Genomic DNA, 13,408 nt, shown 5'->3' with positions numbered 1-13,408 from the left:
GTGACACCGCCGGTCGCGTATGCGGTGGGCTACCACTGGCTGGGCACGTCCCGCTAGCGCAGGTCCCACACGCGCACGTCGGCGCCCGCGGGCAGCTCGGTGACGTCCTCGGCGATCTCCAGCAGGCAGTTGGCCGACGCCAGCCACCGCAGGTGGTGCGACGCCGGCGGCCCGTACGTCGTCACCTCGGAGCCCTCCAGCACGCCGCGGCGGAACTGCCGCTTGCCCCGCGGCGACGTCAGCGCCTCGGCGAGTGTGGCCGTGCACTGCGTGCGGTCCGGTGCCATGCCCATCGCCGCGCGCAGCGGCGCCCGCACGAACACCTCGAAGGACACCAGCGCGCTCACCGGGTTGCCCGGCAGCGTCACGATGGGCGTCCCCGCGACGCGACCGGCGCCCTGCGGCATGCCCGGCTGCATGGCCACCTTCACGAACTCGACGTCGTCTGCCAGTGAGTCCTTGACCACCTCGTAGGCGCCTGCGCTCACGCCGCCGGTGGTGATCACGAGGTCGGCCCGCTCGGCATGTGCGGTCAGCGTGGCCCGGAACGCCTCCACGTCGTCGGCGGTCATGGCGACCGTCGTCACCTCCGCCCCCGCATCGCGCACGGCGGCGGCCAGCATCACGGCGTTGGACTCGTAGATCTGGCCCGGTTGCAACGGGGTTCCCGGGGCGACGAGTTCCGACCCGGTCGACAGCACCAGGACCCGCTGCCGCGGCACCACGTCGACGCGCGCCATCCCCAGCGCGGCGACGAGCCCGAGCGCGGCGGGGGTGAGCACTTGCCCGGCTCGCAGGACCGTCGTACCCGCGCCGACGTCCTCCCCGGCCCGGCGCACGTGCTGCCCGGGCTGCGACGGCACCCGGATGGCGACGGTCTCGGTGCCGGCGTCGGTCGCCTCCACGGGCACGATGGCGTCGGCACCCGCGGGCATCGGCGCACCGGTCATGATGCGGTGGGCGGTACCCGCCGCCAGGACGAGGGCGTCGGTGCGCCCGGCCGGGATGTCCTCGGCCACCGGCAGCGTCACCGGATCCGACTCCGATGCCGCGGCCACGTCGGCCGCCCGTACCGCGTAGCCGTCCATCGCCGAGTTGTCGAACCCGGGCAGCGCGAGCGGCGCGACGACGTCGGCGGCCAGCGTCATCCCCAACGCGTCACCGACGGGTACCGAGGCCGCCGGGCGTGCGGTGACGAGGGCGGCGACGACGGCCTGGTGTTCCTCGACGGACCGCATCGTCAGACGGGGAAGGTGACGCCGGTGAGTTCCTCGGAGACCGTCCACAACCGGTCCTGGGTCGCGCGGTCGTGCGACTGATCGGTGGACGTCACCAGCACGGGATGGCCCACCAGCTCGCGGAAGCCGCTGGGCCCGTAGTACTGGCCGCCCACGACGTCGGCGTCGGTGGCCGCGCGCAGCGTCGCCAGCGCCCCCACGGCGGGACTGTTGGTGACCAGGCCGGTGGCCTTGCGCATCAACGGGTTGTCGCCGAAGGGCAGGTGGCGCATCAGCTCGGTGTTCGAGACGCCGGGGTGCGCGGCCACGGCGATGGTGGGGGCGCCCTTGGCGGCCAGCTTGCGCTGCAGCGTGTACGCGAACATCAGGTTGGCGAGCTTGGACTGGCCGTAGGCGGCGACGCGGTTGTAGCCGCGCTCCCACTGCAGGTCGTCGAAGTGGATGGCGGCCTGGATGCGGTGGGCGATGCTGGCCACCACGACGACGCGGGAGTTCGGCACCTCCAGCAGGTGGTCCAGCAGCAGCCCGGTGAGTGCGAAGTGGCCCAGGTGGTTGGTGCCGAACTGCAACTCGAAGCCGTCGGCGGTGAGGCCCTTGGGCGGGTACATCAGCCCCGCGTTGTTGATCAGCAGGTCGATGCGGGGGTGCGCGGCGCGCAGTTCCTCGGCGGCCGCGCGCACCGACGCCAGCGAACCCAGGTCGAGTTCCTGGACGCTGACCTCGGCTCCCGGGGCGGTCTTGGCGATCTGTGCGGCGGCGCGGCGGCCCTTGTCGACGTTGCGGACGGCCAGCACCACCCGGGCGCCGCGCTCGGCGAGGACGCGGGCGGTGTCGAGGCCGAGACCGGTGTTGGATCCGGTGACGATGGCGACGCGGCCCGCCTGGTCACCGACGTTGGCCTCGGTCCACTTCGGGTTCGAACTCATGGGCACGACCATACTCAGAGGGATGCCGGTGTTGCGCCTCGGAGAGCCCGCGAACAGCCCCAGCCGCAAGGCCCCCCTGGCGTGGGCGGTGAGCGCGGCGATTCCCCTGGCGGTGCTGGCCGCAGCGCAGGTGGCGTGGGCGGTGCTGCTCGACGCCCGGCCCGCGCTGCACTGGCTGGCGGCGGGGCTGACGCTCGGCGGCGCGGTGCTGTTCGGCGGCGTGGTCCCGGCGTGGCGGTACCGCGTGCACCGCTGGGACGTCGACGACGCCGCGGTCTACACCCGCTCGGGATGGCTGGTGCAGGAGCGGCGCATCGCGCCGATCTCGCGCGTGCAGACCGTCGACGTGCAACGCGGTCCGGTGGATCGGTGGTTCGGCTTGGCGACGGTGACGGTGACGACGGCGTCGTCGGCGGGTGCGGTGCGCATCGCGGGGCTGGATCAGGAGGTGGCCGAGTCGGTGGTGACACGGTTGACCGACGCCGCCGCCCTCGGCGATCGTGACGCGACGTGACGCCGTGGCGCAGGCTGAGTCCGCTGATGCTGCTGGTGCACCCGATCCACGAGGTGCTGCGCCAGCTGCCCCTGCTCATCGGATCGGTGGTGTTGGGCACGGCCACCGGCAACCCGGTGTGGTCCGTCGCGGCGCTGGCGCTGTTGATCGGATACGGCGTCGCCCGCTGGTTCAACACCGCCTACCGGATCGACGACGAGCAGATCCAGCGCCGCGAGGGGGTGCTGCGACGGACGGTGTTGTCCTTGCCGCGCAACCGAATTCGGTCGGTGTCGACGGATGCGCGGCTGCTGCACCAGATCCTGGGATTGACGGTGGTCACGGTGAGCACCGGCAAGGAGGCCCGCGGCGACACCCTGTTCGCGCTGGACGCCGTGCGGGTGGCGGACGTCGCGGCGTTGCGGGCCGTGCTCCTGGCCGGCCTGCCGGGGGACGTGTCGGGGGAACCGCGGCGGCCCGACGTGCGGGTGTTGGCGCAGTGGCAGCCGTCGTGGTTGCGCTACGGCCCGCTGAGCTTCACCGGTCTGGCGATGATCGCGGCGGGATCCGGGGTGGTTTACCAGACGGGTGCCGTTGCGCTGCTGCGGGATTCGTCGATCCTGCGGGACGGTGCCGACGTGGCGGCGCGGGTGGGCGTCGTGGCGGTGGTCGCGGTGGTGGCCGTGGCGGTGGTGTTGGCGTCGATCGTGCTGTCGCTGGCGCGATCCCTGCTGGTCTTCGGGAACCTGGTGGTGACACGCGGCGACGGCGTGGTGCACCTGCAGCACGGCCTGTTGCGGCTGCGCGAGCACGTGTACGACGTGCGGCGGTTGCGCGGCGGCACGCTGAGGGAACCGCTGCTGGTGCGGGCGTTCGGGGGTGCGCGGCTGGATGCGGTGATGACCGGCGTGGGCGGCGCGGGGGAAGCGTCGCTGTTGCTGCCGCCGTGCCCGCGGGCCACCGCGCAGGGCGTCTTGGTCGACCTCACGGCGGCCGATCCCGTGTTCGGCGAGCTGCGGCGGCACGGCGCCATGGCGTCGCGCAGGCGCTGGACGCGGGCGCTGGCGCTGCCCGCGGCGGTCGCGGTGGTACTGGCGGTGGTACCCGTGCCCACCTGGACGTGGGCGGTGCTCGCGGCGGCGTTCGTCGGTGCCGGACTGCTGGCCCACGACCGCGCGCGGGCGCTGGGGCACCGGGTGGACGCGCACTGGGTGGTGAGCCGCTCCGGCAGCCTGGAGCGACGACGCGACTGCATCGCGGCGGCCGGCGTCATCGGGTGGACGGTGCGCCAGACGCCGTTCCAGCGCCGGGCCGGGGTGGCGACGCTGGTCGCGGCCACCGCCGCGGGCCGCAAGGGTTACCGGCTGCCCGACGTGCCCGCCGAGCTGGCGTGGCAGATCGCGGCGACGGCGTCCCCGTGGGTCGCGGCCAGCAGCTGGGCCTCCCGGTAGGCGTGGGCCTCGAGTTGCGGGCGTGCCCGGGGCGTTTACCTTGGCTGCATGGCGGTCGGCGGAGTGCTCTTCGACATCGATGGCGTGCTGGTCACGTCGTGGCGGCCGATCGAGGGCGCGCGTGAGACGCTGCGCACCCTGGCCGACCACCAGATCGCCCGCAGCTACCTCACCAACACCACCACCAAGACCAGGGCGCAGATCGCGCGTCTGCTGACCGACGCGGGCATGGACGTCGCCGCCGACGAGGTGATCACCGCGGCGGTGCTGACGGCGGAGTACGTGCGCGACCGGTATCCGGGCGCCCGCTGCTACCTGGTGAACAACGGCCGCATCGACGAGGACATGCCCGGCGTCGACGTGGTGTACGCCGCCGACGTCGGCGACACCGAGGCGCCCGACGTGGTGCTGCTGGGCGGGGCCGGCCCGGAGTACGACCACCTGACGCTGTCGCGGGTGTACGACTGGATGGCGCGCGGCGTGCCGGTGGTCGCGATGCACCGCAGCACGGCGTGGACGACGGCGGAGGGGTTGCGCATCGACACCGGCATGTACCTGATCGGCATGGAGCAGACGTCGGGTCACAAGGCGGTGGCGGTGGGAAAGCCGGCGCCCGAAGGGTTCCTGGCGTCGGCCGGCCGTCTCGGCGTGGACCCCGAGGAGATGTACATGGTGGGCGACGACCTGAACAACGACGTGCTGGCGGCGCAGGTGGTCGGCATGGCCGGGGTGCTGGTGCGCACCGGGAAGTTCCGCCAGGAGACGTTGGATCGTTGGGCGGCAGACGAATTCGCCATGCAGCCCAACTACGTCATCGACTCGGTGGCCGACCTGCCGGAGCTGCTCGGGCTGTGAGGCTCGCGGCCGGGTGAGGTCGCCGGCGGGTACGTCAGGCCCGCAGGGTGCGAACGGCCTCGATGCGCGCGGCGATCTGCTCGGAGTTCGCCGCCGCCACGACGGGTCCGCCGCAGATGCGCCGCAGCTCGTTGTGGATCCAGCCGTGCGGCTTGCCGGTGCGGTGGTGGGCGAGGGTCACCAGCGCGTTGAGTTCGCGGCGCAGCTCGCGTAGCTGACCGTGCGTCGTGGTGGTCGCCGCGGGGCGCTCCGCGGCGACGGTCGACGGCGCCGCGGCCTTGGTGCGGCGGACCATCTGCTCGTCTTGCCTGCGCGACAACAGGTCTCGCATCTGCGCGGCGTCCAGCAGCCCGGGGATGCCGAGGTAGTCGGCCTCCTCCTCGCTGCCGGCGGGCGTGGCCGTGCCGAACGTCGACCCGTCGAAGATCACCTGGTCCAGCTCGGCGTCGGCGCCCAGCATCTCGTAGCCGTTGTCGAGGTCGCTGCCCTCGTCCTTGGTCTTGTTGGCCTCGTCGACCAGGTGGTCGTCCCACTCGTCGCCCTGCGGTTCGCGGTGCGGCTTGCCCAGGACGTGGTTGCGTTGCGCCTCCATCTCGCTGGCCAGCACCAACAGGTTGGGCACCGAGGGCAGGAAGATGCTGGCGGTCTCGCCGGGCTTGCGGGAGCGCACGAAGCGGCCGATCGCCTGGGCGAAGAACAGCGGGGTCGACGCGCTGGTGGCGTAGACGCCGACGGCGAGCCGGGGCACGTCGACGCCCTCGGAGACCATGCGCACCGCGACGAGCCAGCGCGTGGACGCGGCCGAGTACTGCGAGATGCGCTCGGAGGCGCCCTTGTCGTCGGACAGCACGACGGTGGGCGCCTCGCCGGTGATGTCGGTGAGCAGCTTGGCGTAGGCGCGCGCCGCGGTCTGGTCGGTGGCGATGATCATGCCGCCGGCGTCGGGGACGTGTTGGCGCTTCTGCTCCAACCGCTTGTCGGCGGCGGCGATCACCGCGGGCATCCACTCGCCGGCCGGATTCAGTGCGGTCTTCCAGGCGCGGGTGGTCTGCTCGGCGGTCAGGGGTTCGCCGAGCCGCGCGGAATGCTCGTCGCCCGCGCTGTCACGCCAGCGGGACTCGCCCGAGTAGGCCAGGAACACCACGGGTCGCACGACGCCGTCGGCGAGTGCGTCGGCGTAGCCGTAGACGTGGTCGGCGCGGGAGTGGCGGTGGCCGTCGGGGCCCAGCTCGTAGTCGACGAAGGGGATGGGGCTGTCGTCGCTGCGGAACGGGGTGCCGGTGAGCGACAACCTGCGGGTGGCGTCGTCGAACGCCTCACGGATGGCGTCGCCCCAGCTCTTCGCGTCGCCACCGTGGTGGATCTCGTCGAAGATCACCAGCGTGCGTCGGTTCTCGGTGCGCACGCGGTGGCGCCCCGGGTGGCTGGCCACCTGGGCGTACGTGACGACGACCCCGTGGTATTCGTCGGAGTTCTGGGCCGAGGAGTTGCTGAACTTGGGGTCCAGCGAGATGCCGAGGCGACCGGCGGACTGGGCCCACTGGATCTTGAGGTGCTCGGTGGGGACGACGACGGTGACGCGTTCGACGACGCCGGAGGACAGCAGCTCACCGGCGATGCGAAGCGCAAACGTGGTCTTGCCTGCGCCGGGCGTGGCCACGGCCAGGAAATCGCGAGGGGCCGCCGAGAGGTACTTCACCATCGCCCGACGTTGCCAGCCCCGCAAAGCTTGGGTGCTGGGCGCTGTGTAAGCCGGCACCCAAGAGCTCCTATCTGGTCGAAGGCCACTCTAGGGCAAGGGGTTCCGAGAGTGCATCTCCGGTGGGCGTGTCCGAGTGGTGCGCGCGTCGGCGCGGCATCGGCGCGGCAACGTGAGGATGCCCGCGAAGTGCCACAGCAAGCATGATGAGGCCCAGTTGGAGGGTCAGGGCGAGCAAATGCCAGTAGGTCATGATGGATACCTCACTCCGGTCAGTCGTTCGGATGTCGTCCACAGCCGTGCGGCGACGGCCTCGTCGTGGGAGCGGCGGTTGGACGAGACCACGCGGGGGTAGCCGCCGAACTCGGCGAAGCCGCCGGGGCCGTAGTACTCGCCGCCGGAGACGCTCGGGTCGGTGGCGGCCCGCAACGTGGGGAGTGCGCCCATCTCGGTGCCCTGTTCCAGTTGCTGGAAGGCGAGCCGGACCAGGCGGGGGAGGTGGCGGCTGAGTTCCGAGCTGGATGCGCCGGGGTGGGCGGCGACGGCGATGGTGTCGGTGCCCGCGAGACGCCGTTGCAGTTCGTAGGTGAAGAGCAGGTTGGCGAGCTTGGACTGGCCGTAGGCACGGAGGCGTCCGTAGCGGCGTTCGCTCTGCAGGTCGTCGAAGCGGATGCGGCCGAAGCGGTGCCCACTGCTGCTGACCGTGACGATCCGCGACAGCGGGGTGGCCAGCAGGCGGTCCAGCAGCAGGCCGGTGAAGGCGAAGTGGGCCAGGTGGTTGGTGCCGAACTGCAGCTCGAAGCCGTCGCTGGTGGTGGATCGGGGCGTCATCATCACGCCGGCGTTGTTGATCAGCAGGTCCAGGTGGTCGTGGCCGTCGCGCAATGCGGCGGCCGCGACGCGGATGGAATCAAGGGAGCCCAGATCGAGTTCTTGGAGGGAGATCTGCGCGCCCGGGGTGCGCCGGGCGATCAGGTCGGCAGCGGCCTTGCCCTTGTCGAGGTTGCGCACGGCGAGCACGACGTGGGCGCCCTTGGCGGCCAGTGCGGCAGCGGTCTCGTAGCCGAGCCCGGTGTTGGCGCCCGTGATCACGACCGTGCGGTCGGTCTGATCGGGGATGTCGGCAGTGGTCCAGTGGTCCATCGGTCCTCCTCGAAGAGTTAATCGGAACGGGCGCTCCGGTTATTCCCGACTATACGGAACGCGCACTCCGCTTCGAGCATCGCCGTGGCGGTGGGAGGATGGGGTCATGGGGCAACCGCTTCGAGCCGACGCCGCGCGCAACCGAGCGCGCGTGCTCGAGGTCGCCTACGAGACGTTCGCGGCGGAGGGCCTGGCGGTTCCGGTCGACGAGATCGCCCGCCGCGCCGGCGTCGGTCCGGGCACCCTCTACCGCCACTTCCCGACCAAGGAAGCGCTGTTCGGGGCGGTGATCGAGGACCGGGTGCGCACGATGGTCGCCGACGGGCGGGCCCTGCTCGAACGTGATCCCGACCATGCGCTGCTGAGCTTCCTCGGCGACCTCGTCAGCAAGGGTGCCAAGGACCAGGGCCTCGCGGAGGCCGTCATCGGATACGGCGTCGACCTCGACGCCGCAGCCCCCGGCGCGGAGGCCGCGTTCACCGCGCTGTTGTCGGACATGCTGGCCGCCGCCCAGCGTGCCGGCACCGTCCGCTCCGACATCGGGTTCGTCGAACTCAAGGCGTTGATGTCGGTGTGCAAGACCTCGCCGGCCTGCGGCGAGCGGGTCGCCGAACGCGTGGCGGCCGTCGTGATCGACGGTCTGCGGGCGGGTTGACCGGCCCGGGCACCGGGCCCGCGTGCGCTAAGTTCCTCCCGTGGGCGAGGGGGGCCGACGGCTGCGGCCCGTCGACGGGGTCGCGTGGGGTCTCCTGGCGGGCGCCGTCGGCGCCGTCACTCTCGGCTGGACCCAACGCAATCCGACCTACCCCCTGAGCGCCGACCGCGCCGACGTCACCGACGTATTGGTGCGCACGTCGGCGGTGGTGGCCGTGGCGGTGGTCCTCGTCGCGCTGCTGCTCTACGGCCACCGCCGGACGCGGCTGCGGGGCCGATGCCTCGCGGTGTTCGCCACGTGCGTCGCGGTGGCGACGTTGTCGGGTCTGGTCATGCTGCGGATCGGCGGCTCGGCCGCGCTGTTCGCGCGCGCCGCGGAGGCCGACGTCGCGCTCGATGGCGCCCGCTCCACGGTCTCGGCGCGTGCCGCCTGGTGGCTGGCCTGCCTGGCGGTGCCCGCCGCGTTCGTAGCCGCGCTGACCAGCACCCCGCACGTCAGGCCCGGCACGTCGCGCGCCGCGTTGGCCACGCTGACGGCCGCGACGCTCGTCGGCGTCCTCGCACTGAGCGCCACGCTGGTGGCCGCGCACCGCCCGGTGATCGTCAACCCGACGTCGCCCGCCGCGCCGCTGCCGCCGCCGCCCCCGCTGACCGGTGCCGTCGCCTACCTGCAGGACGCGCCCGCCGGACGTGACGGCCTGCTGCCCGCGGGGCCGGGGTTCGTGCGCGACGTCCACGGCGACGGCGTCGAGACGTTCGACCGCGTCGACGCCTTCGACGGGGTCACCGGCGAGCGCCGGTGGTCGTTCTCCGCGCCGCACCTCGTCGTCTGGGGGCTGGCGTCGACGGGACCCGGACCCGACGGCGTCGTCGTGGTGTGGACGTCGCTGCGGGGTTCGTTCGCCACCGTGGGCATCGACGCGATGACCGGCAGGCCGCTGTGGAGTCGCACCGACACCGCCGCGCTGCCCAACGAGCGGCAGGTCAGTGGGAGGTCCGCGCGGGTCGTGGTGACCGCGCACGTCGCCGACGACGGGTCGGTGACGCTCACCGGCCTGCAGCCCCGATCGGGCCGCGACGCCTGGACCCACGTGCTCGCCCCGTTGGCGGGGCCCACCCCGTGCGCGGTCGCTGCCCGGGCCCTGCTGACCGACGACGCCGTGCTGCTCAGGTCGTGTCGGGGCCCGACGGACGGGCCTTCCGGCACGGTGGCCACGATGCTCGATCCCGCAACGGGCGACACGTTGGGTGCGCTGCGCCGCCCGCCCGGCGTGACCGGGGCCGCGTGGCTGGGTTCGGCACGCGGCCGCACCGCGCTGGTGCACTTCGACGGCTCGGCGGACGTGCTGTTCGACGCCGTCACTGGGCGCGAGACCGATCGACTGCCCGACGGCTTCGACTCGACGCTCATCGACGCCGATTCGGTGCTGCTGACCCGGCTGGGCCGCCCCGGCGACCCGGCGGAGGTCGCGATCTTCGAGATCGGAGAGCGGCGGCTACTCGCGACGCCATGGCGCTACGTCGGGCTCGGCCATCAGGACGGCAGGGTGGAGTGGCGCACCGTCGTGCGGGTGGGCTCGCAGTGGGCGACGTTCCTGCCCGACGCCGGCACCGTCGCCGCGCTGCGGTCAGACCCGCGGGCCCGGATGCCGCTGCGCGTGTTGGGTGCCGACGGGACGTCGCGCGACCTGGCCGATCCGTGTCCGCGGGCGTCGACGGCGCACTATCTGGGCCGGGTGCCGGGCGCGGTCCTGGCGTACTGCGGACTCGATCTCGTCGCGGTGCGCTGAGCCGCGTGCCGGACACCCGATGCGACCTTGCACTCGCCTAGGTCGAGTGCTAAGAATGACGTTGGCACTCTCATTCAGTGAGTGCTAGGTCGGGACGGTGAGGCCGGGGCCGCATCAGCGAGCACAGCCCCTGTCGTCCGTCGCGGGCACTGAATCCGACCGACGAACGTGCGATCCCCTAACCGGAGGAATCACTTCGCAATGGCCAAGACAATTGCGTACGACGAAGAGGCTCGCCGCGGCCTCGAGCGGGGCCTGAACAGCCTCGCCGACGCGGTAAAGGTGACGCTGGGCCCCAAGGGTCGCAACGTCGTCCTGGAGAAGAAGTGGGGCGCCCCCACGATCACCAACGATGGTGTGTCCATCGCCAAGGAGATCGAGCTGGAGGATCCCTACGAGAAGATCGGCGCCGAGCTGGTCAAGGAAGTTGCCAAGAAGACGGATGACGTCGCTGGCGACGGCACCACCACGGCCACCGTCCTGGCTCAGGCCCTGGTTCGCGAAGGTCTGCGCAACGTCGCGGCCGGCGCCAACCCCCTCGGCCTGAAGCGCGGCATCGAGAAGGCCGTCGAGAAGGTCACCGAGACGCTGCTCAAGTCGGCCAAGGAGGTCGAGACCAAGGAGCAGATCGCTGCCACCGCCGGTATCTCGGCCGGTGACCAGTCCATCGGCGACCTGATCGCCGAGGCCATGGACAAGGTCGGCAACGAGGGCGTCATCACCGTCGAGGAGAGCAACACCTTCGGCCTGCAGCTCGAGCTGACCGAGGGCATGCGCTTCGACAAGGGCTACATCTCGGGTTACTTCGTGACCGACGCCGAGCGTCAGGAAGCGGTCCTCGAGGATCCCTACATCCTGCTGGTGTCCTCGAAGGTCTCGACCGTCAAGGACCTGCTCCCGCTGCTGGAGAAGGTCATCCAGTCGGGCAAGCCGCTGCTGATCATCGCCGAGGACGTCGAGGGCGAGGCCCTGTCGACCCTGGTGGTCAACAAGATCCGTGGCACGTTCAAGTCCGTCGCCGTCAAGGCCCCGGGCTTCGGCGACCGCCGCAAGGCGATGCTGCAGGACATGGCGATCCTCACCGGTGGCCAGGTCATCAGCGAAGAGGTCGGCCTGTCGCTCGAGACCGCCGACGTCGCGCTGCTGGGCAAGGCCCGCAAGGTCGTCGTGACCAAGGACGAGACCACCATCGTCGAGGGCGCCGGTGACTCCGACGCCATCGCCGGCCGCGTGGCTCAGATCCGTGCCGAGATCGAGAACAGCGACTCCGACTACGACCGCGAGAAGCTGCAGGAGCGCCTGGCCAAGCTGGCCGGCGGTGTTGCGGTCATCAAGGCCGGCGCTGCCACCGAGGTGGAACTCAAGGAGCGCAAGCACCGCATCGAGGACGCCGTCCGCAACGCGAAGGCTGCCGTCGAGGAGGGCATCGTCGCCGGTGGCGGCGTGGCCCTGCTGCAGTCGGCCCCGTCGCTCGAGGAGCTGTCGCTCACCGGTGACGAGGCGACCGGCGCCAACATCGTGCGCGTCGCGCTGTCGGCCCCGCTGAAGCAGATCGCCTTCAACGGTGGTCTGGAGCCGGGCGTCGTCGCCGAGAAGGTGACGAACCTGCCTGCGGGTCACGGCCTGAACGCCGCGACCGGCGAGTACGAGGACCTGCTGGCCGCCGGCGTTGCCGACCCGGTCAAGGTCACCCGTTCGGCACTGCAGAACGCAGCGTCGATCGCGGCGCTGTTCCTCACCACCGAGGCCGTCGTCGCCGACAAGCCGGAGAAGGCCGCCGCACCTGCGGGCGACCCGACCGGTGGCATGGGCGGTATGGACTTCTAAGTCCTACTCACATCACGGGAAGGCCCGGTCTCCTTGGAGGCCGGGCCTTTTCGTGTGTGTGGTTGTGTGTGGGTCCCTTCGGCAGCCCTGGTGCAGATGTCGGCGACGTGTCGAACCTCTTCTGTCACAGGGGTTTCACCAAGGACAGAAACACGACGGTGTCCTCGGTGACGATCAGCTCCCCGAAACGGTTCACGACCGCTACCAGTTCACCGAAGTCAGCCGCTTGCCGGCCAGCATCTCCAATGCCTGCCAACAGACCGTCACAGCCGCAATGACCTCAGGCTCGCACTTCACAGGACGCGGGCCACGGTCAGGCACGATCGTGGTCGTCAACGCCTTCTTCAATGCCCTACGGGCGTGGCTTCTGTGCATGCCGGTGTTCGCGCACAAGTCGTCGAGGATCCGACCTTTGGCGCCCTTGCTCGCCATCTGATGGCGCACTGCAGCGGCCTCAGTGATTGCTCGGCACTCGGTCAACGTCAAACCCATCCGCTGGGCGTACGCGCGCACTTCCGGTAAGGCAACGACCCACCCCTTCGCGCGCATTGTTGGTGAGTCAACGCGCGGCCCGGAGATGTCAGACCCTCGAACTAGTGTTCGAGTATGGCTTCGAGTATGAGGTTGAGTTTGACCGACGCGGCGGCCGCCCTGGCCACGGCCGCCGCCGCGCTGGTCGAGGCCGACGTCGAGGCCACCGCCCCCGCGGACAGAATGAACGCCTACGAGGTCATCGAAACCGCCTTGCGCCGCGTCCCCACCGCCCAACACGCCATCCTGGCCTCCCTCGACCGCGACGTCGACCCCCACGACCTCGGCGCGGCCACCCTGGCCAAGGCCATCGCCCACCGCTGCCGCCTCAGCCACGCCGAGGCCACCCGCCGCCTCGCGATAGCCCGCGACCTCGCCCCCCGCCGCGGCCTCGACGGCCAACCCCTCCCACCGCTGCTGGCCCACACCGCCACCGCCCAGACCGCCGGCACCCTCTCCGGCGAACACCTGCACGTCATCCGCAGCTTCCTGCACCACCTGCCCGACGCCGTGCCCGCCGACCTCACCATCGCCGCCGAACGCACGCTGGCCGAACTCGCCGGCCAGGTCTCACCCACCGCCCTGGCCAAGGCCGCCGACCGCCTCGCCGCCTACCTGCACCCCGACGGCACCTACACCGACGCCGACCGCCAACGCCACCGCAGCCTCACCCTGGGCCCCCAACGCCCCGACGGCCACAGCCGCCTCACCGGCTGGATCACCGCCGAATGCCGCGCCCTGCTCGAACCGCTGCTCGCCAAGTTCGCCGCCACCGACCCCACCCGCGTCACCCCACCCGAC

Annotated in this window: 12 protein-coding genes; 7 read left to right on the top strand and 5 right to left on the bottom strand. The window is 71.5% G+C overall.

Features of this window, described 5'->3' with window-relative positions:
- Positions 1-53: 53 nt before the first annotated feature.
- Both moeA and AC30CM_RS14590 read right to left on the bottom strand, forming a co-directional pair.
- Complete coding sequence (gene moeA, locus AC30CM_RS14595) at positions 54-1,238, bottom strand: molybdopterin molybdotransferase MoeA (RefSeq protein WP_490117607.1); 1,185 nt, start codon at positions 1,236-1,238, stop codon at positions 54-56.
- 2 nt (positions 1,239-1,240) lie between these two features.
- On the bottom strand, positions 1,241-2,164 hold the full coding sequence (locus AC30CM_RS14590; RefSeq protein ID WP_490117606.1) for an SDR family NAD(P)-dependent oxidoreductase: 924 nt from the start codon (positions 2,162-2,164) through the stop codon (positions 1,241-1,243).
- Between the two features lie 22 nt (positions 2,165-2,186).
- On the opposite strand from AC30CM_RS14590, the gene AC30CM_RS14585 reads away from it, so the two are divergent.
- The 3 genes from AC30CM_RS14585 to AC30CM_RS14575 are packed head-to-tail and all read left to right on the top strand — an operon-like array spanning position 2,187 to position 4,963.
- Positions 2,187-2,678: a PH domain-containing protein gene (locus tag AC30CM_RS14585; protein ID WP_490117605.1), complete on the top strand. Its 492-nt coding sequence runs from the start codon at positions 2,187-2,189 to the stop codon at positions 2,676-2,678.
- 26 nt (positions 2,679-2,704) lie between these two features.
- Complete coding sequence (locus AC30CM_RS14580; RefSeq protein WP_490117669.1) at positions 2,705-4,108, top strand: PH domain-containing protein; 1,404 nt, start codon at positions 2,705-2,707, stop codon at positions 4,106-4,108.
- A 48-nt stretch (positions 4,109-4,156) separates the two neighbouring features.
- Entirely contained in the window at positions 4,157-4,963 is an 807-nt protein-coding gene (locus AC30CM_RS14575; RefSeq protein WP_490117604.1) for an HAD-IIA family hydrolase, read from the top strand.
- A gap of 34 nt (positions 4,964-4,997) precedes the next feature.
- On the opposite strand, the gene AC30CM_RS14570 is transcribed toward AC30CM_RS14575, so the two are convergent.
- Together AC30CM_RS14570 and AC30CM_RS14565 are read right to left on the bottom strand one after the other, a co-directional pair.
- On the bottom strand, positions 4,998-6,722 hold the full coding sequence (locus AC30CM_RS14570; RefSeq protein WP_490117603.1) for a DEAD/DEAH box helicase: 1,725 nt from the start codon (positions 6,720-6,722) through the stop codon (positions 4,998-5,000).
- Between the two features lie 189 nt (positions 6,723-6,911).
- Positions 6,912-7,805, bottom strand: a complete 894-nt coding sequence (locus AC30CM_RS14565; protein ID WP_490117602.1) for an SDR family NAD(P)-dependent oxidoreductase — start codon at positions 7,803-7,805, stop codon at positions 6,912-6,914.
- Between the two features lie 106 nt (positions 7,806-7,911).
- Between AC30CM_RS14565 and AC30CM_RS14560 the strand changes: the two genes are divergently transcribed.
- From AC30CM_RS14560 to groL, 3 genes are all read left to right on the top strand, one after another.
- Entirely contained in the window at positions 7,912-8,460 is a 549-nt protein-coding gene (locus tag AC30CM_RS14560) for a TetR/AcrR family transcriptional regulator (protein ID WP_490117601.1), read from the top strand.
- 40 nt (positions 8,461-8,500) lie between these two features.
- Positions 8,501-10,249 carry a PQQ-binding-like beta-propeller repeat protein gene (locus AC30CM_RS14555; RefSeq protein WP_490117600.1) on the top strand — a complete coding sequence of 583 codons (1,749 nt, stop codon included), beginning with the start codon at positions 8,501-8,503 and terminating at the stop codon, positions 10,247-10,249.
- 201 nt (positions 10,250-10,450) lie between these two features.
- Entirely contained in the window at positions 10,451-12,076 is a 1,626-nt protein-coding gene (gene groL / locus AC30CM_RS14550; RefSeq protein WP_490117599.1) for a chaperonin GroEL, read from the top strand.
- Between the two features lie 201 nt (positions 12,077-12,277).
- On the opposite strand, the gene AC30CM_RS14545 is transcribed toward groL, so the two are convergent.
- The gene (locus AC30CM_RS14545) at positions 12,278-12,568 is read right to left on the bottom strand and encodes a hypothetical protein (protein ID WP_490117598.1); all 291 of its coding nucleotides are present in this window, start codon (positions 12,566-12,568) and stop codon (positions 12,278-12,280) included.
- 126 nt (positions 12,569-12,694) lie between these two features.
- Here AC30CM_RS14545 and AC30CM_RS14540 point away from each other — a divergent pair.
- Positions 12,695-13,408 (top strand): DUF222 domain-containing protein (locus AC30CM_RS14540; RefSeq protein WP_490117597.1); only part of this gene is annotated, 714 nt, incomplete at its 3' end.

This window comes from Mycobacterium sp. DHQP2018-32-09 (assembly GCF_058148405.1).
Note: the sequence above shows the minus strand (reverse complement) of the source record. Positions and strands in the feature narration are given on the sequence as shown.